The 25,063-nt window shown below is 64.3% G+C and carries 19 protein-coding genes; 8 read left to right on the forward strand and 11 right to left on the reverse strand.

Translation table 11 applies throughout. The features are described from left to right. Positions 1–86 precede the first annotated feature (86 nt). Both araB and FKZ61_RS09925 read left to right on the forward strand, forming a co-directional pair. A complete protein-coding gene (gene araB / locus FKZ61_RS09920; protein ID WP_141609951.1) occupies positions 87–1,781 on the forward strand; it encodes a ribulokinase in 1,695 nt (564 codons plus the stop codon). Positions 1,782–1,805: 24 nt separating this feature from the next. Further along, complete coding sequence (locus tag FKZ61_RS09925; protein WP_141609952.1) at positions 1,806–2,447, forward strand: L-ribulose-5-phosphate 4-epimerase; 642 nt, start codon at positions 1,806–1,808, stop codon at positions 2,445–2,447. An 81-nt stretch (positions 2,448–2,528) separates the two neighbouring features. Here the strand turns inward: FKZ61_RS09925 and FKZ61_RS09930 are convergent, their stop codons facing one another. From FKZ61_RS09930 to FKZ61_RS09965, 8 genes are all read right to left on the reverse strand, one after another. Continuing rightward, positions 2,529–5,408 carry an ATP-binding protein gene (locus tag FKZ61_RS09930; protein ID WP_141609953.1) on the reverse strand — a complete coding sequence of 960 codons (2,880 nt, stop codon included), beginning with the start codon at positions 5,406–5,408 and terminating at the stop codon, positions 2,529–2,531. Between the two features lie 16 nt (positions 5,409–5,424). After that, a complete protein-coding gene (locus FKZ61_RS09935; protein WP_141609954.1) occupies positions 5,425–6,945 on the reverse strand; it encodes an extracellular solute-binding protein in 1,521 nt (506 codons plus the stop codon). 45 nt (positions 6,946–6,990) lie between these two features. Beyond that, on the reverse strand, positions 6,991–7,647 hold the full coding sequence (locus FKZ61_RS09940) for a response regulator (RefSeq protein ID WP_141609955.1): 657 nt from the start codon (positions 7,645–7,647) through the stop codon (positions 6,991–6,993). A 77-nt stretch (positions 7,648–7,724) separates the two neighbouring features. After that, positions 7,725–8,876, reverse strand: a complete 1,152-nt coding sequence (locus FKZ61_RS09945; RefSeq protein ID WP_141609956.1) for an ATP-binding response regulator — start codon at positions 8,874–8,876, stop codon at positions 7,725–7,727. A 39-nt stretch (positions 8,877–8,915) separates the two neighbouring features. Beyond that, the gene (locus FKZ61_RS09950) at positions 8,916–9,944 is read right to left on the reverse strand and encodes a zinc-dependent alcohol dehydrogenase family protein (protein WP_141609957.1); all 1,029 of its coding nucleotides are present in this window, start codon (positions 9,942–9,944) and stop codon (positions 8,916–8,918) included. A 130-nt stretch (positions 9,945–10,074) separates the two neighbouring features. Then, positions 10,075–10,899, reverse strand: coding sequence for a carbohydrate ABC transporter permease (locus FKZ61_RS09955; RefSeq protein WP_141609958.1), 825 nt, complete (start codon positions 10,897–10,899; stop codon positions 10,075–10,077). A gap of 5 nt (positions 10,900–10,904) precedes the next feature. Continuing rightward, positions 10,905–11,783 (reverse strand): carbohydrate ABC transporter permease, encoded by an 879-nt coding sequence (locus FKZ61_RS09960; RefSeq protein WP_211358502.1) that lies wholly within the window; start codon positions 11,781–11,783, stop codon positions 10,905–10,907. A gap of 230 nt (positions 11,784–12,013) precedes the next feature. Further along, positions 12,014–13,438 (reverse strand): ABC transporter substrate-binding protein, encoded by a 1,425-nt coding sequence (locus FKZ61_RS09965; RefSeq protein WP_211358503.1) that lies wholly within the window; start codon positions 13,436–13,438, stop codon positions 12,014–12,016. A gap of 328 nt (positions 13,439–13,766) precedes the next feature. Between FKZ61_RS09965 and amrB the strand changes: the two genes are divergently transcribed. Together amrB and FKZ61_RS09975 are read left to right on the forward strand one after the other, a co-directional pair. Further along, positions 13,767–14,999: an AmmeMemoRadiSam system protein B gene (gene amrB, locus FKZ61_RS09970; RefSeq protein WP_141609959.1), complete on the forward strand. Its 1,233-nt coding sequence runs from the start codon at positions 13,767–13,769 to the stop codon at positions 14,997–14,999. A gap of 70 nt (positions 15,000–15,069) precedes the next feature. Continuing rightward, a complete protein-coding gene (locus FKZ61_RS09975) occupies positions 15,070–17,019 on the forward strand; it encodes a hypothetical protein (RefSeq protein ID WP_141609960.1) in 1,950 nt (649 codons plus the stop codon). Between the two features lie 96 nt (positions 17,020–17,115). On the opposite strand, the gene FKZ61_RS09980 is transcribed toward FKZ61_RS09975, so the two are convergent. From FKZ61_RS09980 to FKZ61_RS09990, 3 genes are all read right to left on the reverse strand, one after another. Next, positions 17,116–18,219, reverse strand: a complete 1,104-nt coding sequence (locus FKZ61_RS09980; RefSeq protein WP_141609961.1) for a zinc-binding dehydrogenase — start codon at positions 18,217–18,219, stop codon at positions 17,116–17,118. Between the two features lie 89 nt (positions 18,220–18,308). Then, complete coding sequence (locus FKZ61_RS09985) at positions 18,309–18,749, reverse strand: methyltransferase family protein (protein ID WP_141609962.1); 441 nt, start codon at positions 18,747–18,749, stop codon at positions 18,309–18,311. After that, on the reverse strand, positions 18,746–19,486 hold the full coding sequence (locus FKZ61_RS09990; protein WP_211358504.1) for an HAD family hydrolase: 741 nt from the start codon (positions 19,484–19,486) through the stop codon (positions 18,746–18,748). Before FKZ61_RS09990 ends, FKZ61_RS09985 begins: the two co-directional genes overlap by 4 nt. Before the next feature lie 272 nt (positions 19,487–19,758). Between FKZ61_RS09990 and FKZ61_RS09995 the strand changes: the two genes are divergently transcribed. The 4 genes from FKZ61_RS09995 to FKZ61_RS10010 form a co-directional block, all read left to right on the forward strand. Beyond that, complete coding sequence (locus FKZ61_RS09995; RefSeq protein WP_141609963.1) at positions 19,759–21,852, forward strand: MalT transcriptional regulator family protein; 2,094 nt, start codon at positions 19,759–19,761, stop codon at positions 21,850–21,852. A 310-nt stretch (positions 21,853–22,162) separates the two neighbouring features. Next, positions 22,163–22,588 carry an ester cyclase gene (locus FKZ61_RS10000; RefSeq protein ID WP_141609964.1) on the forward strand — a complete coding sequence of 142 codons (426 nt, stop codon included), beginning with the start codon at positions 22,163–22,165 and terminating at the stop codon, positions 22,586–22,588. A 54-nt stretch (positions 22,589–22,642) separates the two neighbouring features. Beyond that, the gene (locus FKZ61_RS10005; protein ID WP_141609965.1) at positions 22,643–23,155 is read left to right on the forward strand and encodes an SRPBCC family protein; all 513 of its coding nucleotides are present in this window, start codon (positions 22,643–22,645) and stop codon (positions 23,153–23,155) included. A 362-nt stretch (positions 23,156–23,517) separates the two neighbouring features. Further along, positions 23,518–25,063, forward strand: a 1,546-nt coding sequence (locus FKZ61_RS10010) for an FG-GAP-like repeat-containing protein (RefSeq protein WP_211358505.1), incomplete at its 3' end; no start/stop codon positions are given.

A 25,063-nucleotide genomic window follows, 5' to 3' on the forward strand; every position in this document is an offset into this window, starting at 1 on the left:
TTGGGCCGAGATTCCCTTCCTGCCACCGATGGAGGCGGGTTTCCCGGGCTCCATCGGTGGCCCATGACAGAATCAGGAGTGACTCAATGAGCCCCAAGTACGCCATCGGCATCGATTTCGGTACCGAATCGGGCCGGGCGCTGCTGGTCGACGTGGCCGACGGCCGGGAGATCGCCACCGCGGTCTACGAATACGCCAACGGCGTGATCGACGAAGCCCTGCCGGAAAGCGGCGTTCGCCTGGAGCCCGACTGGGCCCTGCAAGATCCCGACGACTACATCCGCACCATCCAACAGACAGTGCCGGCCGTCCTCCAGGAGAGTGGCGTCAGCCCCGACGATGTCATCGGCATCGGCATCGATTTCACCGCCTGTACCATGCTCCCCACCACCGCCGACGGCACTCCCCTGGCCCGGCTGCCCCAGTTCCGCAACCGGCCCCACGCCTGGGTCAAGCTCTGGAAGCACCACGCAGCCCAGCCCGAGGCCGACCTCATCAACCAGGTAGCCCGGGAGCGGGGCGAGCCCTGGCTGGACCTCTACGGCGGCAAGATCTCGTCCGAATGGTTCTTCAGCAAGGCCCTCCAGATCCTCCATGAGGATCCGGAAATCTACCACGCCGCCGACCGCCTCATCGAGGCGGCCGACTGGGTCATCTGGCAGTTGACCGGCCGGGAGACCCGCAACGCCTGCACCGCCGGCTACAAGGCCATCTGGCAAAAGGGCGAAGGCTTTCCCAGCCGGGATTACTTCGCCGCGCTCCATCCCGAGTTCGCCGACATCGTGGACACCAAGATGAGCCGGGAGATCATGCCCCTGGGCGCCAGGGCCGGCGGCCTGACCGAGGAGGCCGCCCGCTGGACCGGGCTGCGGCCGGGGACCGCGGTGGCGGTGGCCAACGTGGACGCCCACGTCACTGTGCCTGCCGCCCAGGCCACGGAACCCGGCATCATGACCATCATCATGGGCACCAGCAACTGCCACATGGTCCTGGGCACCGAGCGGGTGAAGGTGCCCGGCATGTGCGGCGTGGTGGAGGACGGCATCGTGCCCGGCTACTACGGCTACGAGGCGGGCCAGAGCGGCGTGGGCGACATCTTCGCCTGGTTTGTGGACCACGCGGTGCCGCCGGTCTACCATGAGGAAGCCCGGCGCCGGGGCGTCAACCTCCACAAATTGCTGGAGGAGGAGGCCGCCCGGCAGAAGCCAGGCCAACATGGCCTGCTGGCCCTGGACTGGTGGAACGGCAACCGCTCTACCCTGGTGGACGCGGAGCTGAGCGGCTTGCTGGTGGGCGCCACCCTGGCCACCACCGCACCCGACATCTACCGGGCCCTGCTGGAGTCCACGGCCTACGGCACCCGGGAGATCATCGAAGCCTTCACCCGCAACGGCGTCCCGGTCAACCGCATCGTGGCTGCCGGCGGCCTGCCCGACCGCAACCCCCTGCTCATGCAGATCTACGCGGATGTCACCAACCGGGAGTTCCGGGTGGTGCGCAGCGCGCTGGCCGGGGCCCTGGGCGCGGCCATGCACGGCGCGGTGGCCGCGGGGCCCGAGGCCGGCGGCTATGCCGACATCTTCGAGGCCTCCCGCCGCATGGGCGGCCTCAAGGATGTGGTCTATCGGCCCATCCCGGAGCACGTGGCCGTCTACGACCGCCTCTACGCGGACTACAGCACCCTGTACGACTATTTCGGCCGCGGCCACAACGACGTCATGAAACGGCTGCGCGCCCTGCGCCGGGAAGTATTGACTGGCTCCGGGGAGAGCGCATCCTGAGACCAGACAGGATTTGAGCATCCCATGTTGGACGCACTGAAAGAAGAACTCTGGAAACTCCATCTCATGTTGCCCAAAGAGGGGCTGGTCACGTGGACCTCTGGCAACATCAGCGCCCGGGATCCGGAGAGTGGCTACGTGGTCATCAAGCCCAGCGGCGTCATGTACGACGAACTGCGGCCGGAGGATCACGTGGTGCTGGATCTGGAGGGGACGGTGGTGGAAGGGCATCTCAAGCCGTCGTCGGACACGGCCAGCCACCTCTACATATACCGGCACCGTCCCGACATCAACGGCATTGTCCACACCCATTCGCCCTACGCCACCGCCTTTGCCGCGCTGGGGCGCTCCATTCCCGTCTACCTGACCGCCATTGCCGACGAGTTCGGCGGCCCCATTCCCTGTGCCGGGTTCGCGCTCATCGGCGGGGAAGAGATCGGCCGACAGGTGGTGGAGCACATCGGCCAGTCGCCTGCTGTGCTCCTGAAGAACCACGGCGTCTTCACCGTGGGCAAGACGGCCCGGGCAGCGCTGAAGGCGGCGGTCATGGTGGAGGACGTGGCCCGCACCGTGCACCTGGCCCTCCAGCTGGGCCAACCCCAGGAGATCGACCCCGAGGCGGTGGCGAAGCTGCACCACCGCTACACCCACGTGTATGGGCAGTAGGAACCGGCACCACGCCGGTTGAAGAACCTCAGGGGCGGCCGGTTGATTCCCGGTCGCCCCTGGGGTTGCCCGCTTTTCCCCTCAGCCGCCGTTCAGCGACTCGATCAGCGCCAGCAACCCCTCTTCATCGAAGGCGTCGGCCATCTGCTGCACCCGCTCGGCCAGCGGGCGGCAGCGGGGATCGGCCTGGGCCAGCTCTTGGGCGTAGCGGCTCAGGGTTGGCAATTCCCCTTTCCAGGCCAGGTCGAGCATGACGGCCACCTGTTCCCGGGTCACCAGCCTGCGCCAGGCGCTTTGGGTGGCGCCATCCTCCCGGTGCACGCGGGGTGCCGACACTTCTCGCGTTCCCGTCCGGGTTGCGCCGGGGGCTGCCTCCGGCGTGGTGCCGACCGTGGGTAGCTCCAGGGTCACGGTGAACGTACTGCCCTGGCCCGGCTGGCTCTCCACCTCCAGGCTTCCGCCCATCAGGTGGACCAGGTGCTGGCTGATGGCCAGGCCGAGGCCGACGCCCTGGGCGCGCAGGGTGGGGTGATCCCCCTGTTCGAAGGGGCGGAAAATGCGTTCCATCTCCTGAGGGGACATGCCAATGCCGGTGTCCTCCACCTGGAAGCGCAGCCGCGCCACCGGGGGCGATGTGCCCGGGGCTGTGTCCTCTGCCTCTCCGGCGGCGCGCCCGGCCGGCTGCTGTGTCAGCGCCTCCACCCGGAAGATGACTCTGCCCCGCTCGGTGAACTTGATGGCGTTTTCAATGAGGTTGATCAAGACCTGGCGCAGGCGCTTGGCGTCCCCATGGACCTGGGCCGGCAACCCCGGCGACGGGCTGTAGACGAGGGTGACCTCTGGCTTCTCCTGGATGCGGATGCGGAAGATCTCCACGATCCCCTCCAGGAAGGAAGTCAGGTCGAAGTTGGTGGGGTAGAGCTCCAGGCGCTGGGCCTCAATGCGGGAGAGGTCCAGGATGTCGCTGATCAGGGTGAGGAGATGGTCGCCGCTGTCCCGGATGGACCGGGCGGCGTTGCGCTGAAAGGGCGTGAGGGATTCGTCCTGGCACAGGAGGTGGGCGTATCCCAGAATCGCATTCAGGGGCGTGCGCAGCTCGTGGCTCATGCGGGCCAGGAAGTCGCTCTTGGCCTGGTTGGCCGCTTCTGCCTGCTTCTTGGCCCGATCCAGCTCCACGGCCCGCTGTTGGGTCTGCTCTAGCAGGCGCCGGTTCTCGATGGCCACGGATAACTGTACCAGCAGGGATGCATAGGGCCGGATCTCCTGCTCAGAAAATTCGTATGGCTCGTCCCCTTCCAGCAAGAGGACGCCGATCTGTTGCTCCTGGCGCCACAGGGGCAGGACGGCCATGGCCCGAATGTGCAGCCGCTCGGCGACGGCGTGGGTCGCCGGATCGGTGCGGGGATCCTGGAGCAGGTCGTTGAAAAAGAGGGGCTCCCGGGAGCGCAGCAGGTCGATGAGCTCCAGGTCGGCTCGCAGGTAGCGGGTGCCGGGGGGACTGGGCGGCGTGCCGCGGCCGCTGTACCAGTTGGCAATGACCGTCATGCCTGTCACCTGCCCCTGGTCGCTAAACTCGAACAGGTTGAGGACGGCCCGGTTGATCACCGGGATGTTGCCTCCCTCCACCACTTCAGCCACCAGATCGGACAGATCCCGCGCGGACATGACGCCCTGGCTGATCCGGTAGAGCCGCTCCAGGTTGTCGATGGTCTCCTGCAGGCGGTGGGTCATGCTGTTGAACGCGGCGGCCAGGCGTCCGATTTCGTCGTTGGATTCCACCGGCGCCCGGAAGTCCAGATCGCCGACGCTGATGCGTTGGGCCGCGGCGTGCAGCCGCTGGACCGGACCGCTGATGCTCCGTTGGAAGATGTTGATCATGACCAGGCCCAGCACCAGGGAAAGCAGCCCGCCGAGGATGGTCTGCACCTGCATCATCCACAGGCGCTGTTTCCCCACGTTCAGGTCCCGCTGGATCAGCCGCTGCTGTTCATCCGCGATGCGGGTGAGCAGGGTGAGCATTTCCTCGGCCTGGGGGGCTGCCTGGGTGGTAAAGAGGTAGAGGTCCTCGTAGTTGCGTTCGCCCTCGGCGGCGGCAAAGACCGTTTCAGAGAGGCTGAGGAGCTCCCTGCGCAGGCGGCGGATTTCCGTCACGATGGCCACTTGCTCGGGCTGCAGGCGATCCAGGCGACGCTCCAGCTCGCCCAGGGTGTTGCTGTTGGCCACCAGGTTGTCGGCGTAGCCGAATTTGAAGGCCAGGTCGCCGGTGATGGCGTATGCCCGCAGGTTGGTGGTCATGGCCTGGAGCGAGTTGCGGAAATCCAGCATCAGGGAGAGCAGGGCCTGGTTGTCGGCCGAGGGCGGGTGTGTTTCCTGGCTGGCACTCAGCTGTTCCAGGTGGCGGAGCAACTCGGCGGCCAGGGGTCGAACCTGGGTGGCCTCGATGCGCAGGGCAGGGCGATTCTCCAGGGGGTTGTCGTGCAGTTGGAAGAGCTGTTGGGGAATGGGTGCCCATGTCTCGAAGATGGCGACCAGCGCCTGTAGCCGCTCAACATCCTCTGGGTTGGTCCAATGGGCAGAGAGCTCCTGGAGCTGGGCCAGGTTGTTCTCGAAGCGTTCCCGAGCTTTGTTGTAGTCGTCGATGTTCTGCAGGTCGCCCAGCACCAGGTAGCCCCGGATGGCCGCCTGCATCCGCAACAGGTTGGAGAGGGCCTGGGCGGAGGCCAGGGCCGAAGGCACCCGCACATCTTCTGTGACATCGATGAGGGCGGTCGCCTGCCCACCCACCGAGAAGATGAGGGCCACGATCAGCAGCAACACCAGCATGAGAATGCCAAACCCGATGTTAAGCTTGGCGCCGATGCCCAGGTTGCGAAAAGCCGTTCGCCCCCTCTCCCAGAACGGTGGCGCGGTTCGCGACTGCGAGCGTTGCGTGGCTGCGGACGTGGGTTGAGAAGTGGACATAAGCGCAGTGCACTCCCTACCTGGGGTATCCCAGACGGATCAGCTCGGCATCAGCGGCCTGGGCGGCCTGCTCCAGCGCGGCGCCGGGCGACAGTTCGCCTGTGATGGCTTTGTGGAGGTAGGGCGCGATGATGTCGCGCAGGCGCGCGTGGAAGGGGAAGGGTGGAGACCCCTTGAAGAGATGGCCGTACTTTTTCATCAGGGAATAGTACCCGTCCATGTGCCTGTTCTGTTCTTGCACCAGTGGATCGTCGAAAGTGGACAGGTGCACGACGCGGCCGCTGGCCACGGCCCACTGGGGCTGGATGGCCGGCTGTCCCAGATACTGAAGCCAGAGCAGGGCGGCTTCCTTGTGCCGAGAGGCAACGGGGATGCCAAAGGCGGCCCCGTCGTAGTAGCCGATGTTGCCCATGCCCACCGTGGCGTCCTCGATCACGCCGGCCGCAGTGGGGGGAAGGGCGACGCCCACCTTGCCCACCACCTGGGATCGGGCCGGGTCGGTGGCGAGGGCGGCCACGTATTCGCCGTACACCCAACCCTGGGCTGCCCGTCCCGCGGCGAATGTTTCAAAGACATCTTTCCAGTTGCTGTGGCGGGCTTCTGGCGGGGCATCGTCGAGCAGGCCCACCCAAAAGGCCAGGGCATCCTTGGCCTGCTGGCTGTCCAGCCGTCCGCCGTGGGCCTCGGTGGCCCGGTAGGTTTCCAGGTTGATGCCCCAGTTGTAGATGCCAAATGCCGGCGCGATGGTCTCGAAAAATTCGTAGAAAGGGGCGATGTCCCCCACGGCTGCCTGAACCGTCGTCCCCCACAGGGGAAGCTGCCGCGCCTGTCCGTAGCGGGTGAAGAAGTCGGCAATATCCTGGTACTGTTGGAAGGTGACCGCCGGCGCCAGGGGATATCGGTACTCGGTCTCGAACGCCGCCCGAATCACGGGATCCTCAAAGAGGTCCTTGCGGTAGAGGTAGACCTTGATGAAGGCTTCGATGGGGACCCCGTAGAGGTCGCCTGTGGCGGGATCCCGGAACTCGTTGATGAAATTGGTGAAGTCCCGCAGGTTGAAGAGGGGGACAACCAGGTGGGCCTGGTCCGCCATCAGTTGCGTCAGGTTGGTGAGGTAACCGTCCTCCAGGAAGCTGTAGATGGAATCCTGTTCCACGTAGACGAAGTCGTACCGGTCGCCACCTGCGGCGATGGCCTGCTCGATGGCAGGCAGCGTATCGATCTCCAGCTCGACCTGGATGCCCGTTTCCGCGGTGAAGGCAGGCGCCAGCACCTCCTGGATGTAGAGGGACGGGGGGCTGTTCTCGCTGATCCCCCGCAGGACGACCCCCTGGTAGGGGCGGGCCACATCCGCCCAGGCGAAGGTCGTCGCCTCTGGGGTGAAGGGCGAAAGCAAGGGGGGAGACGCATCTGACCCGGGCAGCCCAGGGGGCGCGACAAAGTTCCCGCCCGCGCATGCGGCCAGGAGGAGCAGGTTCATCCACAGGATGCCCAGGATGAACCGGACACTGCCAGGTTTGCCGTCGATGCCACTCATAGGCCGATGGATCCCGGGCCGGGCTTCCCTGGGCCGAAGGTAGACTCAGGGCTCCAGGCTGATGATGCCTTTGCGTAAGGCGAATTTGATCAGCTCCGTCATGCTGTTGATTTCCAGCTTCTGCATGATGTTCATGCGGTGTACGCCCACCGTCTTGACGCTGATATGCAGTTGGGTGGCGATCTCGTTGGCCGAATATCCCTCGGCCAGCAGTTGGAGCACTTCTCGCTCCCGCTCGGTCAGCGTTGCCAGGTTGTCGGTTTTGGTGGGCGCCGCGTGGCGGACGTACTCTTCGATCACCGTGCGGGAAATGGCCGGGCTGAGGAAGGATTGGCCCCCATGCACGGCCCGGATGGCTTCCACCAGGTCGGTCGGTGCGGTCTGCTTGACCAGATACCCTGCCGCGCCGGCCTGGAGAAACTGGAAAATATATTCCTCGTTGGTGTGCATGGTGAGGATGATCACCCGGATCTCCGGCAGGCGCTTCTTGATCTGGCGCAGAGCCTCCAACCCGTTGAGCAAGGGCATGGTGTGGTCCATGAGGATGATGTCCGGGCGCAGTTGCTCTGCCATTTCCACGGCTTCCCGCCCATTTTCGGCCTCGCCCACCACTTCGAAGGAGGGTTCTCGGTCGAGCAGCAGGCGAATGCCTTTGCGCACAATGGTATGATCTTCGGCCAGCAAGATGCGAATTTTCGCCATTGCGTTCACCCCCGAATGGGTTCCCCTGGGTGGAAGGAGCGGGAGCTGCCGCCCGATCGGTGGCGGGGCGCCCGTCCTCACCCTGCCTGCACCGGAATCGTCAACTGAATGGTGACCCCCTGGCCGGGTCCGGATTCGATGTGGAAAGTGCCCCCCACCAGGGCGACCCGTTCTTGCATGCCCAGGATGCCCAGTCCCCGGGCGCCGTTACTGCTCGCCAACAGCGCGTTCATGTCGAATCCGCAGCCGTTGTCGGCAATGACCACGGTGATGCCCTTTTCCCCGGCTTCCAGTTGGACGTCCACCCGGGTGGCCTGGGCATGGCGGGCTACGTTGGTCAGGGCCTCCTGCACCACCCGGTAGATGGTGGTCTCGATCTCGGCGGGCAGCCGTTTTTCGCCCAGGTTGCCAGCGTCCAGGTGGGCTTCCACCGGGCCCCGTTGGGTGTAGCGTTTCATGTACCAGCGCAGGGTGGGTACTAGCCCCAGGTCGTCCAGCATGGGGGGACGCAGGTCCAGGGAAAGTTCCCGGATCTGCTCCAACGTCCGGTCCGTCAACTCCATGGCTTCGGCCAATCGCTCCCGGACAAAGGAAGACGCCTGACCGGCCACCTCCTGTTCGATGGCCGTCAGGTTCATGCGGATGGCGGTCAGGGTCTGCCCCATGACGTCGTGGAGCTCCTGGGCCAGCTCCTTCCGTTCCTTCTCCTGGATCTCCGTCAGCTTGGTATTCAGGTGTTGGAGCTGTTCCCGCTGCTGGTTGACAGCTTCCAGCAAGCGGGCTTTTTCGAGCTGGCTGCGGGTCTCCAGGAGCTGGTTTTGCTCCTGCAGGCTGCGGGAGAGGTCGTGCAGGCGCAGGTGGGTGGTGATGCGGGCCAGCACTTCTTCCTGTTGCAGGGGCTTGGTGACATAGTCGACGGCCCCCACCTCAAAGCCCCGCACCTTGTCAGCGGGGCTGGCCAGCGCCGTCATGAAGATCACCGGAATGTGACGGGTATCCGGGTTGGCCTGCAGCCGCCTGCACGTTTCGAAACCATCCATGCCCGGCATGACCACGTCCAGCAAAATGAGGCTGGGCGGGTCATAGGCCACCCGTTTGAGCGCCATCTCTCCGCTGCGGGCAATGCGCACCTTGAATCCGTACTGGGACAAGTAGTCAACGATCAACGACAGATTCAAGGGGGTGTCGTCCACAATCAGGATGCTGTAGTTGGAAGGGTTGAATTCCATGGCGCATCAACGGACCTGTACCTTGCCTACGTTCCTTGTCTACGTTCCTGAAGTGTGCTGGGGATCCACGTGCACCTTCAGGGTTTCACCCCGCAGGAACTGATGGAAGCCCTGGTCGAACTCGGCCAGGGGCAGCGTATGGCTGATCAGTGGGCGCACATCCACCACGCCCGTGTCCAGCCAGGCGATGGCCTCCTGGAAGGTGTAGCAGAGGGCGAAGCTGCCCAGGATGTGCCAGTCGTTGCGGAAGATCTCGTAGGGCGAAACCTGGATCTGGGCCCCTATGGGCGCCACGCCGAACATCAACATCTGTCCCCGGGGCCGCAGGTAGCGGAAGGCCTGCTGGATCACCGCGGGGACGCCGGTGGCGTCCACCACCAGCCCAAACCCGTAGGGCTGGAGCTCCCGGAGCTGTTCCGGCAGGTCCGGCCCGGCTTCCAGGGTGACGTTGGCGCCCAACTGGGCAGCCAGGGCCAGGCGCTCCGGCTGCTTATCCACAACCACGATGCTCCCCGCGCCCCGGTGGCGCAGGCTCTGCAACAGCAACAGCCCGATGGGCCCCACGCCGAAGAGCAGCACAGGTTCGGCCGGGGGGAATTGCAGGCGCTTCATGCCGTAGACGACGCAGGCCAGGGGCTCGATGAAGGCCATCTGCCCGTCGTCCAGGCTATCTGGCACCAGGTAACAGGCCCGTGCGGGGGCCGCCACATACTCGGCAAATGCCCCGGGCCGGGTGACCCCGATGGCCTCCAGGTTGCGGCAGTGGTTGGCCTGTTCTCGCCGGCAGAACTCGCAGTAGCCGCAGTAGAGGTTGGGATCCACGGCCACCCGGTCGCCTACCTTCACGCCCGTCTTGACCTGGCTGCCCACCTCCACCACCACGCCGCCAAATTCGTGGCCGGGGATAAGGGGGAACTGGGACATGTACTCGTTGCGATAGATGTGGATGTCCGTACCGCAGATGCCGGCCCTGGTCACCTGGATGATCACATCCTCGGGGCCACAGGTGGGGTCATCCACTTCTTCCAGGCGGATAGCCTCGGGGCCGGGGAAGAGAACTGCTTTCATGGTGGAAGCGTCCTTTCTAGGGGGTGATTGGGGGATTGGGAGAATGGGTGTTGAGCGCTGGTGCGCCGCCCACTCTCCAATCTCGACCCGCCAATCTCCATTCCCCAATCTTCAATCTTCAATCTCCAACCTATTTCACCGCGCCCAGGGTCAGGCCGGCCACCAGCTGGCGTTGGGTGGCCCACCCTGCCGCGATCACCGGGAGGACGGTGGCCGTGGCCGCAGCGGACATCTTTGCCACAAAGAGATCGCCCTGGGCGGCTTTGAAGCTGGCAATGTAGACCGAGAGCGGCGAGGCCTGGCGTGTGGTGAGATTCACCGCCAGGAAGAACTCGTTCCAGGTAAAAATAAAGCAGAGCAGGACGGTGGCCGCCAGGCCCGGAAGCAAGAGGGGGAGCAACACATGGGTGAACTCCTGCAGCAGGTTGGCGCCATCCAGGCGGGCCGCCTCGAGAATGCCGTAGGGCACCTCCAGCATGAACGAGCGTATCATCCACACCACCAGGGGAAAGTTCATGCCGGCATAGACCACGATCATGCCCAGGTAGGTGTCCAGCCAGTGGATATCCCGGAAGATCACGTAGAGGGGGACGATCACCCCGGCGGGAGGCAACATGCGGGTGGACATGATCCACAACATGGTACCATTGGTTCGCCGGGTTGGGTAGTAGGCCATCGCGTAGGCGGCGGGAACCCCCAAAACCAGGGCCAGCAGTGTGGCCAACAGGGTGATGACCAGGGTATTCCACAGGAATTCCAGGTACGGCGAGGCCGTGAACGCCACCATGTAATTTTCCAGGGTCGGGGCGACGAAAATCCGGGGTGGCACCACCAGGGCCAGCTGTTCTGGCTTGAAGGAGGTCAGCACCATCCACAGGATGGGAAAGAATATGAGCAGGGTCAGAAGATAGGTCAGCCCGGTGAGGACCGCGCCGGAAAGTGGTAGCCGTTTCATGGGGTTCACGCCTCCTGTTCACTCTGACTGCCGATGACCCGCAGGAAAATCAGGACCAGGATATTAGCCAGGATCACGGCAAAGACGCCGTAGGCGCTGGCCCGGCCCACATTCCAGCGGGAGAAGGCCTCCAGAAAAATCTGATACGGCAGGTTCGTGGTGGCGATGCCGGGGCCACCCGATGTGGTCACAAAAATGACGCCGAAGACGTTGAGAATGAAAATCGTCTCCAGAAGCAGGGCGATCTCGATGAAGCGCTGCAGATGGGGGAGGATCATGTAGCGGAACATGGTCAGCCCCCCGGCTCCGTCCAGGCTGGCGGCCTCCAGAATGGATTCTGGCATGGACTGCAGCCCGGCCAACAAGATCAACATCACAAAGGGGGTCCACTGCCACGAGACGATGAGGATGATGGTTTGCATGGGGTACTGGGCAATCAGGTCGATGGCAGGCAGACCCAGCAGGCTCACCACATACGCCGACAGGCCGAAGACTGGATCGAGCAATATATTTTTCCAGAGGACTGCTGTCACCACGGGCATGATCAGGAAGGGTGAGATCAGCAGGGTGCGGACCAGCCCCCGCCCTGGGAAGGGCCGATTGAGGAGCAGGGCCAGGATCATGCCCAGTACCAGTGTAATCACCACCACCGAAAGGGTCAAGACGACTGTGTTGGCCAGTACGGTGTAGAACTCCCTGTTGCTCAGAATGCGGCTGAAATTGCGCAACCCCACAAACACATCACTATCTGGGCGCAGCAAATTCCATCCGCGCAGGCTGTAGTACAGGGTCAACACAAAGGGTATCTGGGTTACGATGACCAGAAAGAGAATTCCGGGCGCCGAAAGCCATTTGCGGCCTTCATGGGCCGATTGTTTCGCCACAAGACACCTCCCAAAGGTTCAACGGCGGTTCGTCCAACTCAACAGCCCTCTGCCCGGTCTTACCACCGGAGGCAGGACCGCCGAATTCCTGCCGTGAGATGGACGCTGTTGTTTACTTCTTTTGTGCCGTTTCTATGTACTGTCTCTGTCTCTTGCGCTGTGCGTCGCTTTTGGACAGGACGGGGGAAGGGGGCGAGCCTCACGACCCGCCCCCACGTTCCTGGCCAGGGCTACTGGATGTAACCCGCGTCCTGCATGGCCTGGAGCGTCGCTTCCTGGGCTTTCTGCAGGGCTTCCTCCACACTGGTGCGGCCGGACAGAGCCTCCGCGATGTACTGGGAGACATCGGTCCCGATCCCCTGGAACTCCGGAATGGCCACGTATTGGATACCCGTGTACGGAACCGGATCCCGGGTGGCATCCTTGGGGTTGGCCGAGAGGATGGACTTCAGCACCAGCTCGGCAAAGGGGGCGGCCTCCAGGTACTCCTGCCGCTCGTAGGTGGACTTGCGGGTGCCAGGGGGCACAGCCGCCCAGCCCTTCTCCGCGGCGACCAGCTCGATGTAGTCCTTGCTGGTGGCCCAGGTGATGAACTGTAACGCTTCAGCCGGATGGGCAGCGGTGGAGGGGATGGCCAGGGCCCAGGACCAGAGCCAGGCGTTGCCCTTGGGCACGGGACCCACCGGGGCCAGCGCATAGGCCATATTCGGGCCAACTTCCGAGTTGGCCAGGAAGCCCGCGGCCACCGTCGCGTCCACCCAGATGGCGGCCTGTCCCTGGGACATGAGGTTCAGGGCTTCGGTAAAGCCGATGCCGGTGACGCCCGGGGCGCCGCAGTCGAGCATCAGGTCCCGGTAGAAGGTGACCGCCTGGATCCACTCGGGGCTGGTGAGCTGGGGATTCCAGTCCATGTCGAACCAGCGGCCGCCGAAGGTGTTGACCACGGTGGTCAGGGGCGCCATCACCTGGCCCCAGCCGGGCAGGCCGCGCAGGACGATGCCGTACCGGCCGTTATCCGGGTCGTGGATGGCGCAGGCGAATTCCCGAATCTGTTCCCAGGTGGGCTGCTCGGGCATCTCCAGGCCGGCTTCGTCGAACATGGCTTTGTTGTACATGGTGAAGCTGGACTCGGCGTAGAAGGGCAGAGCGTAGAGCGTCCCTTCGTTGGAGAGGCCTTCCCGCACCGCGGGCAGCAGGTCATCCAGGTCGTAGTTGGGCTGGACTTGGTCGGGATACTGGGACATGAGGTCGTCGATGGAGTGGATCCAGCCGTTGGCCCCCCAGATGGGCACTTCGAAGGTACCCACGGTCACCACGTCAAAGGACGCCGCGCCGGTGGCCGTGTCCGTGGTCACCCGGGCCCGCAGCTCGTTTTCCGGCAGCACGACCCATTCCAACTTGATGTTGGGGTGGGCGGATTCGAAGCGATCGGACAGGCTTTCCATGACCTTCATGTCCGGGTTGTTGACTGTGGCAATGGTCAGGGTGACCGTTTCCCCCTGGGCCTCGGACGTGGATGCCGCCTCCCCGCCGCCTGTAGCCGGCGCCGATTCGGTCGTGCTCTGGGAGCCCGACGATGGGCAGGCTGCCAGGACCATGGCCAGGGTCAGCAGCAGGCTCATAAACAACAGGATACGGTGCTTGGGTACTTGCATGGATCTCTCCTTTTGGACTCATCTTGCATGGGAAACATGCACTGTAAACAAACGAACGTGCCCCAAACCAGGGCCAGGCATGGCCAACACCCATGTGGGCCCATGCCATGGGTGCAGCCTCTGCGGATGGGGCCTTTGGCCGGGAAGGTGTTCCCAGCGGCTGGCTGTCTCCACTGCGCCTGACTTGTGAGGGACGTTCTGGTGGTCACCTCCATCCTAGGCGATTCAGGGGCGCCCGTCTATTGGCAAAGTCTTTATAAATGGGGTAAAAATGGTTTAGATGTCGGCATGGACCATTTGACTTCTGTTCCAGGGGGTAGTCTCCGAGATGCACACGACCGCTGCTTCGTTGCCCAAACTGCGTCCGGTGGACGTACGGCTCCATCGGGTATCTGGCGAAATCTTCCTCCTCCTGCGCGATCCTTTACAACTCAGCGACAAAACCGTCCTGCTCCCTCAGCTCATGGGGGCGGTGCTCGCCTACTGCGACGGCACCCGCACCGTCGAGCAGATCGCCACCGCCTTTTCCCTGCGCTCTGGAATCTTCTTGTCCCCGGACCTGGTGAACTCGATGCTATCAAAGCTGGACGAAGCCTGCCTGCTGGACAATGAGCGGGCTGCCGAGGCCCGCCGCCAGGCGCTGGCTGCCTACTACCAGGGTCCCTGCCGGCCCTCCCTGCTGGCCGGTTCTGGCTATCCGGATGAGCCCGAGGCGCTTCACGAATTCCTGGAGGGCTACCTGGCCCAGGTTCCTCCAGAACGACGGGAACCGCCCGCTACCGGGGAGGTGGTGGGGCTCCTGAGTCCCCACATTGACTATCCCCGGGGCGGGGCCGTCTATGCCCAGGTCTGGCAGCCCGCAGCCCGGGCCGTACAGGAGGCCGACCTGGCCATCCTCATCGGCACCGACCACTACGGGGATGATCCCTTCACCCTGACCCGCCAGAACTATGCCACTCCCTACGGCATTCTGCCCACGGACCAGGAGGCGGTGAATGCCCTGGCCCAGGCCATCGGCGAGGAGGCAGCCTTTGCCGGCGAACTGCGCCATCGGGGTGAGCACTCCCTGGAGCTGGTGGCCGTCTGGCTGCACCACATGCGCCGCCGCCAGCCCTGTCCGGTCATCCCCATGCTGGTCGGCTCCCTCTACCGCTTTTTCACTGACGGTGCCACGCCCGAAGACGACCCGCTTCTCAACCGGGTGTTGGACACCCTGCGCCAGGTGACGGCAGGTCGGCGGGTGGTGGTGGTGGCATCGGGCGATATGGCCCATGTGGGGCCTGCGTTCGGTGGCCGCCCCCTGAACCTGGCCATCCGGGCTCGGGTGCGGGCAGCCGATGAGGAGCTGATCCAGCATGTGGCCCAGGGGGATCCGGCGGGCTTCTTCGCCGCCATCAAGCGGGTGCGCAACAGCTACAACGTCTGTGGCGTCACCCCCATCTACCTGACCCTGCGGCTTCTGGGCCGGGTGACCGGAGCCCTGTGCGGCTATGCCTCCTGCCCGGCCGATGCCAATGACCAATCCGCGGTGACCATCTGTGGGATGTTGTTTCAACGCTGAGCCTCCCTGGGCTTTCTCCACGCCCTTTGGGACTCTGCGGTAAGAGTTCGCTTCGATTGAGACTCGAGTCATGCCCCATCCGCCCGATTCCCCGGCAGGCGAAGAGCATCGTCCATGGTACCGACTGCGCCTCTTTCACCTGCCTCCCCTCCTGATCGCCCTCTGTGCAGCCCTGCTCCTGGGTATGGCAGGCGGCGCGGATTGCCAGTCGCCAGTTCCCTGGGCCTTCACCTTTCTGAGGCTGGTGCCGGTGTGGCTGCGGTGGAGCCTGGGCGCGCTGGTGCTCCTCGCGGCCCTGCCGGTCGCCTGGCGGTGGCCACGGGCGTGGTCGGCCCGGGGGGCCTCGCGGGGGTGGCCCGGTGGCCGGGTCGGGCAGGCGCTGGCTCTCGCTGTTTCTCTCTGCCTATTTTGGTGGCTTCGGGAGCGGACCTGGCACGGGGATGCCCTCTACAAGCTGGCGCTGTTGCGGGCTGTGCCGCTGGTCGAAAATCCCTACGTCTGGAAGGAACCCCTGGACAGCCTGCTGGAGTATGGGATGACGGCTGCCGTGGCTCCGTGGGGCGGGGGTCCGGAGGTGGCCATCGCACTGCTGAGCGTGGCGGCCGGGGGCGTTTACCTGGCCTCCTGTTGGGCGGTCACGGGATGGCTGGCCCGGGGCTGGGATCGGGGGCGGCTGCTGGTGGCGCTCCTGGCCAGCGGTAGCACCCTGCTCTGGTTCGGCCATGTGGAGAACTATAGCTGGTCCACGGCCCTGGCCTTTGCCACCGTCGCCCTGGCCCTGGGCCATCTGGACGGCCGGCTGCCCCTGTGGCCGGTGGGTCTGGTCGCTGGCGCGGCCGTCAGCTTTCATCCCCAGGCTGCCTTCATCCTGCCTGGGCTGGCCCTCCTCTTGCGGCGGGAGCGCTGGCCGCACCAGGTGACGACCCTGGCTTTGACCGGCGCCATCTTCCCCCTGTTGACCTGCTTCCTGTTGCTGGCGCTGGGAGTGCCCTGGCCGATGGTCACCGGCGGTGGCTTTGCCGGCGATCCCCAGCTCTTCTGGACGCCGGCCCAGGCCCTGGCGCCTGACCAGCTGGCCGATGCTGTGCAGAACCTCTGGCTGGTGGTGCCCCTCTGGCCCCTGTGGTTTGCGGCCATTCTGGCCGGGCTGGGCAGGCCGCCCCGCTGGCGTGAACAATCCTTTGCCCTGCTTGCCGGCGTGGGCCTGGGCCTGTTGGTCTATTTCTTCGCCTTTCAGAATGACCTGCCCCGCTGGCGGGATTGGGATCTTTTTGCCATCGTGGGGCCGCCCCTGGCCCTGTGGGGAGGCTATGCCTGGCTACGGCTGGAGGCGCGGGCACCCTCGCCCGGGGCGGTGGCCAGCCTGCGACGCAGCCTGAACGTGGCGCTCCTCTTTGCTGCCGCCTATACGGCCTGCTGGATCGGCGTCAACCACACCTACACCCTGGTGCAGCCGGATCCCAACGCCCGGGCACACCTGCTCCCCTACCGCCTGTTGGACCTGACCGAGCTGATGCCCCAGGCCCGGGTCACGCCGGACACCCCCATCTGCGACGAGGCCGAGGGGTGCGAGCGGGTGGCGTTGACCACCTTCGTCATGCCCCAGAACGGCGACGCCCGTCCCACCCTCTTTGCCCATGCGCCCGCCGCGGTGGTATTTCCCCTCTCGCTGCCCGATGAGCCTACCTTTCTCTGGCTGAGCCCTGCGCTGGATCCCCAGGCCTGGGATTGGGGCGGGGATGGCGTGACCTTCGTGGTGAAGGTACGGCGGGGTGGCACAGAGGAGACCCTGTGGCAGCGCCATGTCAGCCCCCAGGTGGCATCCGACCGGGCCTGGCTTCAGGCCCTGGTGCCCCTGGACGCCTACCGCGGGCAAGCGGTGGAACTGGTGCTGGTGACCGACCCGGGGCCGGCCGGCGACAGCAGCGCGGATCGGGCCGGCTGGGGCATGCCCTGGCTCATGCGGGGGACGGTGTACACGCCGGCTTCCGTCGCCTGCCCGGACGTTCCCGGGAGTTAGGGAGCATCCGGGCGGTTGTCGCCCGATCCTGCCTCGATGCGGCGCTGTCTCGCCTGGGTCGGCATCCTCAGATGCCGACCCCCCGTGGGGACTCGGTTACGGGAACACCAGGACGCCCCGTGCGATGGCGCCGCCCTCCATGTCGGCAAAGGCCTGAGGCAACTCCTCCAGGGGGTAGCGCTTGGTGATCAGGCGATCCAGCTCCAGGCGGCCGCCCTGGTAAAGCTGGAGCAATTTGGGCAGGTCTACCAGGGGGCGGGCCGAGCCGGCGAAGGAGCCCAGCAGCCGCTTGTTGGCCAGGACCAGCACCGCGGGGGAGATGGGGACCTCGATCTTGGTGGCATGTAGCCCCATGATGACGGCCGTGCCGCCGGGGCGGACACTCTGCAGGGCCTGGGCGATGGTGGGGGCTGCGCCCACGCTGTCGAAGACGTAGTCCGGGCCCAGGCGGGTGAGCTCCCGCAGGGCCTCCACCACGTCCGTCTCCCGGGCGTGGACGGTGTGGGTCGCGCCCAGCTCCCGGGCGAAGGCCAGCTTGCTTTCCATCACATCCACGGCGATGATGGGGTAGCAGCCGGCCAGGCGGCACCCCTGGATGGCGCTCAGCCCCACGCCGCCGCAGCCGATCACCGCGGCCGAGCTGCCAGGCTGCACCTGGGCCGTGTTGAGCACCGCGCCCACGCCGGTCATCACCGCGCAGCCGGTGATGGCTGCCACCTCGAAGGGGATGCCCGGGGGCAGGGGCACGATGCCGTCCTGGTGGATGACCGCGTATTCGGCCATGGTGGCAGAGCTGAGGTAGGGTTTCAGGGCCATGCCGTCCAGGGTGCGGTGGCGGGTGGTGCCGTCGGGCATCAGGGAGCGGAAGGTGGTGGATGGAAAACGTTCGCACAGGTTGGGGCGGCCGGCCAGGCAGGTGGGGCAGCTGTTGCAGGCCGGCAGCCAGTTGATGCCCACCGCGTCGCCGGGCTGGACTTTGGTGACGCCGGGCCCTACGGCTTCCACGATGCCGGCGCCCTCATGGCCTAACACGATGGGCGGCGTGGAGCGCAGTTCTCCCTTGTACGTGTGGAGGTCCGAGTGGCAGACGCCGGCCGCCCGCATGCGCACCAGCACCTCGCCCGCCTTGGGCTCCGCCAGCTCTACCTCCTCGATGGTCAATTGATCGATTTCCCGCACAACGGCCGCTTTGATCTTCACGGTTTGGTCTCCTCGTTGTTTTTTGTCCCTCTTTTGTCCCTCGTGGTTTTTTGTTCCTCGTGGCCTGGGATTGGGGCGAAAGCCGGAAATCAGTACACAAAAGGGACCAGCCGCCAGGTGGTACGCCTGTAGGCCGGGTAGTCGGGGAAGGCCTCGGCCAGCAGTCGCTCCTCGTGATGCAATTTGAGCAGCAGGTCGATGACCAGGAGCAGCCAGGCAGCCACCCGGCCGGGTGTGGCATGGGCAGCCACCAACGCCAGGCTCCCCAGGAGCAGGGCACTGTACATGGGGTGGCGGATGAAGCGGTACGGCCCCTGACGGACCAGCTGTGCCCCGGGCCGGACGTCTGGCGTGATGTTGAAGTGGCCGGGTTTCATACTCCAGATGGCCCACAGCCCCAGCGCGACGGCCAGGGCTTCCAGCAGCAGGAGCAAGGGAGAACGGGCCAGGAGGGGGCCGGTCCAGGCCAGGTAGCCCAGGGTCAGAAATTGGATCAACACCAACAGGTAGGAAAGAAGTCGGCGTTTCATGGCAAACCAGCCGGGCCCTGGCCAGGGTTACCCTGCTCCATGGCCTCCAGCAAGTCGGGAAGCGCCGCCATGTGCTCCAGCTGGTGGTAGGAGCCAGCCAGGTGTGGCGGCGGCTGAACGGCCTCGTGCTGCCAGGTGATGGCGTAGGGAATGTGGACGGCCTGTCCCCCGATGGCCACCACCGGCAGGATGTCAGAGCGCAGGGAGTTGCCCACCATCAGGAAGTGCTCTGGTGCAACGCCCTGGCGCTGCAGGATCTGTCGATAGGTCGCCTCATCTTTCTCGGGCACCACCTCCACCTGTTGAAAATAGTCGGCCAGCCCCGAACGGGCAATTTTCGTCGTCTGATCGAAGAGATCGCCCTTGGTGATCAGGAGCAGGGGGTAGCGCCGGGAGAGGCGCTCCAGCACCGGCTGCACACCGGGCAGGAGGTCGACGGGCGCCTGGAGCATCTCCCGGGCCAGGTCGATGATGGCCTGGATTTCGTGGCCCTGGATGCGTCCCTCGGTCAGTTCGATGGCCGTTTCGATCATGGAGAGGGTGAAGCCTTTGATGCCGTAGCCGAACTGCTTCAGGTTGCGCATCTCGGTGGCATGAAGCCGTTGGGCAATCCAGGAAGGCTCGTGGTAGGGGGCCAGGAGCCGGGCAAACTCTTCCTGGCTCCGGGCGTACAGGGTTTCATTGTGCCAGAGGGTGTCGTCGGCATCGAAGCCGATCATCGCCAGGGTTCCAGACATGGCTCACATGTTCCGTTGTGATTCGTGGATAAGGCGGTAACGTGAACGCGGGCAGGGCGACCTCCGCGCCGGCGGGTTACTCCAGCCGATATGTGCCTATCAAGTCTACCATAGTGTGGCTGAAAACAAAGTGCAAAGATAGTGCCAAAATTTGAGAGCATTTCAGGAAAAATTATGGTATGATAAAGACTATCCTCCTCTTTCATCTCTCTCCTCATCGGCCTACTGGATACCCCCGCCTGCGCTCCGCTGTAGACGGAAAGGGACTTCCTATGACCAATCGTGTCTCGGCTCGTTTAATGCTAGAGCGCCACCGGTATTTCGTGGGACGGGCTCCGGAACTCGAACGGTTTTATGCCGTGGTCACTGCATCGGAGCTGCCCTGTTTTGTGCTCCATGTGTATGGCCCGGGTGGCGTGGGGAAGAGCTCCCTGCTCCAGGAATTCATCTATCTCTGTGAGGCGGAAGGGGTCACCGCCGTGTATCTGGACGGCCGGGACATGGAAGCCACGCCGGCCCTCTTTCTCCAGGTCCTCGCGCTGGCGCTGGGGCTGTCTCCGGCCAGTTCCCCATTGGCCCATCTGGGCGAGCAGCAGGAGCGTTTCGTCCTTCTGGTGGACACATATGAACAGCTGGCACCCCTGGATCGCTGGATGCGTCGCGAGTTCTTGCCCCAGATGCCGGACAATGTGCTGGTGGTGTTGGCAGGGCGCAATCAACCGAGCCTGGAATGGCGCATGGATCCCGGCTGGCAGTCGTTACTCCAGGTGATTCCGCTGCGCAACCTGAGCCCGGATGAAGGGCGCCGATACCTGAGCCTGCGCCATGTGCCGCCGGATCAACACCAGGCCATCCTGGATCTCACCTACGGCCATCCCCTGGCCCTCTCCCTGGTGGCAGAGGAGTTCGCCCAGCGTCCCAGCATCCGCTTTACCCTGACCGAGGCGACCGACGTCATTCAGGCGCTGCTGGAGCGGTTGGTCCAGAAGGTGCCCGGGCCGGCCCATCGCGCCGCACTGGAGGCCAGCGCCATGGTGCGGGTGGTGACCGAACCCTTGCTCTCGTCCATGCTCAACCTGCCAGAGGTGGCGGAGCTCTTCGCCTGGCTGCGGGACCTTTCGTTCGTTTCCAGCGGACAGGATGGGCTGTATTTGCATGATCTGGTGCGGGACACCCTGGCCGCCGACCTGCGCTGGCGCAACCCCCTCTGGTATCGGGAACTCCACCGTCGGGCGCGCGACTTCTTTGCCGGTCACCTGGAGCAGACCCACGGGCTGGAACAGCAACGGATCCTGGTGGATTATGTGTTCCTGCACCGGGATAACATCATGTTGCGCTCCTTTCTGGACTGGCAGATGCGGGACAGCCACATTTTGGTAGACAGGCTGGCCCCAGAAGATCCGCCCCAGGTGGTGGAGATGGTGGCCCGCCATGAAGGCGAGGATTCAGCCCGTCTGGCGGCTCACTGGTTGAATATTCAGCCTGAGTCTGTCGTGGTCTATCGCTCGGATGCAGGGGAACTGCTGGGCTTTCTAATGATGCTGGCCCTGCCTCAGCTACGTCCGGAGGAGCGGGCTGTGGATCCTGGCGTCCAGGCGGTGTGGTCCTACCTGGACCAAAATGCCCCGTTGCGTCCGGGAGAGCAGGCCACCCTGTTTCGTTTCTGGATGGCCCGGGAAACCTATCAGGATGTCTCTGCCGTGCAGAGCCTGATTTTCATTACCATCCTGCAACACTATCTGACCACGCCTGGCCTGGCGGTTACGTTCTTCCTGGCCGCTGATGCGGATTTCTGGCAGATGTTGCTCGCCTATGCCAACATCCAGCGGTTGCCGCAGGTCGATTTCACTGTCGGAGGGCATCGTTATGGCGTCTACTACCACGACTGGCGTCTGGAGCCACCGGCTGTGTGGCTGGCCGTGATGGCCGAGCGAGAGATCGCTGGGGAACAGACGCCGCCGATACAGCCGATGGCGGCCAATCAGGTGTTGGTGCTGAGCCAGCCCGATTTCGCCGCGGCTGTGTGGGACGCCCTGCGGGATTACACCCGGCCAGATCGCCTGGCTGGCAACCCGTTGCTTCGTTCCAGGTTGGTGATGGCCCGGATGGCCGAAGCCGGGGAGGCGGATGCGCCGATCCAGGCGTTGCAGGCGCTCCTTCAGGAGACGGCCGCTTCCCTGCGACAGTCCCCTCGAGACCTCAAGCTCCATCGCGTCCTCCACCACACCTATTTTCAACCGGCCGCCACCCAGGAAGCAGCGGCCGAATTGTTGGATCTTCCCTTCAGCACCTATCGTCGCCACCTGAAGGCCGGCATTCGACGGGTCACCGACATGCTGTGGCATGCCGAACTCCACACCGGCTAGGAAATCCCGGCAGAAATTCGCCGATCAGGCCTCTGGCCTGCGGCATAGCCGATCGGGCCTCTGGCCTGCGGCATAGCCGATCGGGCCTCTGGCCTGCGGCATAGCCGATCGGGCCTCTGGCCTGCGGCATAGCCGATCGGGCCTCTGGCCTGCGGCATAGCCGATCGTATCCACCAGCGATAGTGCCGCCGGATTTACGCCAGACTGTACGAGTGAACAGAAAGTGAATAGAAAATGGTCTGGACTCCCCGTCTCATCGGGTCTATGCTGGGGCCAGGTCACCGAATCAGTGCACAGGAGAGAAAACTGGATGGATGCGACAGGATCGATAGCCGAGTTGCTGGACCGATTGAACCAGGCCTGGAACAGCCATGATCTGGCCCAGGTCCTACCCTTCTATGCGGACGACTACGAGGGAACCGATGTGGGGGTTGCCGCGCCGCTGAAGGGGCGAGCAGCTCTGGCCTCCATGCTTGCCGGCTACTGGCAGGCATTTCCGGACCTGGCCTTTGCAGAGCTGGAACGGATTGTGGAAGGGAACCGGGTGGCCATTGTGTGGGTAGCCCATGGAACGCACCGGGGTCCCATCATGAATATTCCCCCCAGTGGCCGGAAGCTGGAGGTGACAGGCGTTTCCATTCTCCTGATCGAGGATGGATTGGTCCGGCGAGGCCGGTACATTTGGGACGTCGCCGGCGTGCTGCGCAAGATCGGGCTTCTGCCGGACCTGGCATGAGCGCTGTCGGAGAGTTGGGCGCCTGGCATGAACCAGTGAACGAGGATTGTGGATATGGCCCTCTATTCCTTTACCACCATCTGGCGTGTGACCGCACCGGTCCAGTCTGTCTGGGATGCCATTGCGCGTCCGGAGGAGTGGCCTGTCTGGTGGCGTGGTGTAGAAGCGGTGGAGGTGCTCCATCCAGGCGACAGTGCCGGCCTCGGCGCCCGCCGGCGTTTTACCTTTCGGAGCCGGCTGCCCTATCGCCTGATCTTCGAGATGGAGACCACCCACCTGGCGCCACCCCACGTGCTGATCGGTCGCGCCGAAGGGGAGCTGCGGGGGGTGGGCTGTTGGCAGCTGGCCGAAAGTGCTGCCATGCAAGGGCCAGTCACCCTGGTGCGCTACGACTGGAATGTGGAGACGACCCGCCGGTGGATGAACCTGTTGGCTCCCCTGGCCCGGCCTATTTTTGCCTGGAACCACGACATCATCATGGCCTGGGGAGGCCAGGGGCTGGCCCGGCTGCTCGGCGCCCAGCTACTCCTATTCGATGAAGAAGGGAGCACCCTGGAACCCATCTGAGGCGAGCACGAGTGGCCTGATTACGCCAGCAAGGTTGTGGGAAGGTGACTCTGGTGCCCACGAAGGATCAACCTGTCCCTGGCTTCGCGTGTTGCGCCGCTTGCCCCATGCCAAATACCGCATTTGTCGGATGTCGGATCGACGGTAAGCGTACTAGCCTGTAGCAGAACTCGGGAGAAGGTTTAACGCCTTTCCCTCCCTGATTTTAATCATAACGGCAAGACAGACAGTTCTGCAGAGGGCCAGGATCCATGAGACAAAGCGGCATGATTTTGCGGAAATCGGTGTGGAGAAAGCGGGCAATATCGGGCCGTCCCTGGCTTCCGATTGCTGCCCTGCCCCTGAGTGGAGTGGCCATTTTGGTGGCACTGCTGGTCCTGTTGGGAGGGCCGGGGGTGGTTTGGGCCGATTCACCGCCGCTGGCCATATACAGCGCGGCGATGGGTACCTCCCACGAGCCTGCAGCGCCCGGCTGGATGGCGACCGGCGAAAACATCAACGATCGACTGGGGATATCCGTGGCCAGCGCGGGCGATGTGAACAATGACGGCTACGATGACCTGGTAGCGGCTGCGGGGGGCTATCCTGGCGGCGTTTCCAGGGGGCGAGTTTATGTGTATCATGGCGGCCCCGGAGGGCCAGACACCATTCCCGAGCGGACGCTGACGGGCGAGGCCGATAATGACCAATTTGGCTTCTCCGTGGCCGGTGCGGGGGATGTCAACGGCGACGGTTATGGCGATCTCCTGGTAGGCGCCTATCAGAATGACCAGGGCGGTAATGGAGCTGGCAAGTTCTACCTCTATTATGGCAGTGCCGGCGGCGTTGGTGACATACCGGCGTTTACGGCCACGGGGGAACAGGCCGGCGACAGCTTCGGCTGGCGGGTGGCTGCTGCTGGAGATGTGAATGGAGATAGCTACGACGATGTGCTGGTCACCGCGCCTGGCTATCCGGCCGGGGCGAAGGCAGGGCGGGTGTATCTCTTTTATGGCAGTGCCTCTGGCCTGAGCACCGGGGCCATGATCAGCATCACCGGCGAGGCCAATCTCCAGGAGTTCGGCAACAGCGCTGCCGGCGCGGGGGATGTGAACGGTGACGGCTTCGATGACATCATTGTCGGCGCCTACCGCAACGACGATTTGGGTCCCACGGCTGGCAAGGTCTATCTTTACTATGGCTCTGCCGCCGGCCTGGATGTCGCCACGCCCACCACCATCACCGGTGAGAATTTCTTTGACCGCTTTGGCTACGCGGTCTCCACGGCAGGAGACGTGAACGGTGATGGCTATGCTGATGTCCTGGTGGGTGCCACCGATTATGCTTTGGGGAGCAAAAAGGGAAAAGTGTACGTGTATCTGGGCAGCGCAGGCGGGCTCACCACCACCCCGGCCTTTACGGTGGAGGGTGAACAGGACGGCGATGAGCTGGGCTGGTCGATGGACACGGCTGGCGACATGAACGGCGACGGCTACGCGGACATCCTGATTGGTGCGCCCAGTTTTGCCCTGAATCAGGTAGAATCGCCCGGCCGCGCCTACGTCTACTACGGCGGCCCATCGGGCTTATATCCAACACCTGCCATCACCGTGACCGGCGCCGAAGATGGCGACCAGTTGGGCTTCTCGGTGGCCTCGGCCGGGGATGTCAACGGGGACGGCCAGGGGGATATCCTGATTGGGGCCAATAAGTTTGATAACGGCGGCCAGTCTAATGATGATGTGGGGGTGATTTATTTGTACTATGGCATCCTTGAACCTCGACCAGCAGATATCGGGATTAGCCTGTGGGTGGAGCCGACCAGTGGACCGGCGGGTTCCACGGTAACTTACACCATCGCCTACAGCAATGTGGGTGAACTTGCTGCTACGGACGTGGTGATCACAGATGTCATTCCGGTCTCCCTCA

The organism is Litorilinea aerophila, assembly GCF_006569185.2.
GTDB classification, from domain to species: Bacteria; Chloroflexota; Anaerolineae; order Caldilineales; family Caldilineaceae; genus Litorilinea; species Litorilinea aerophila.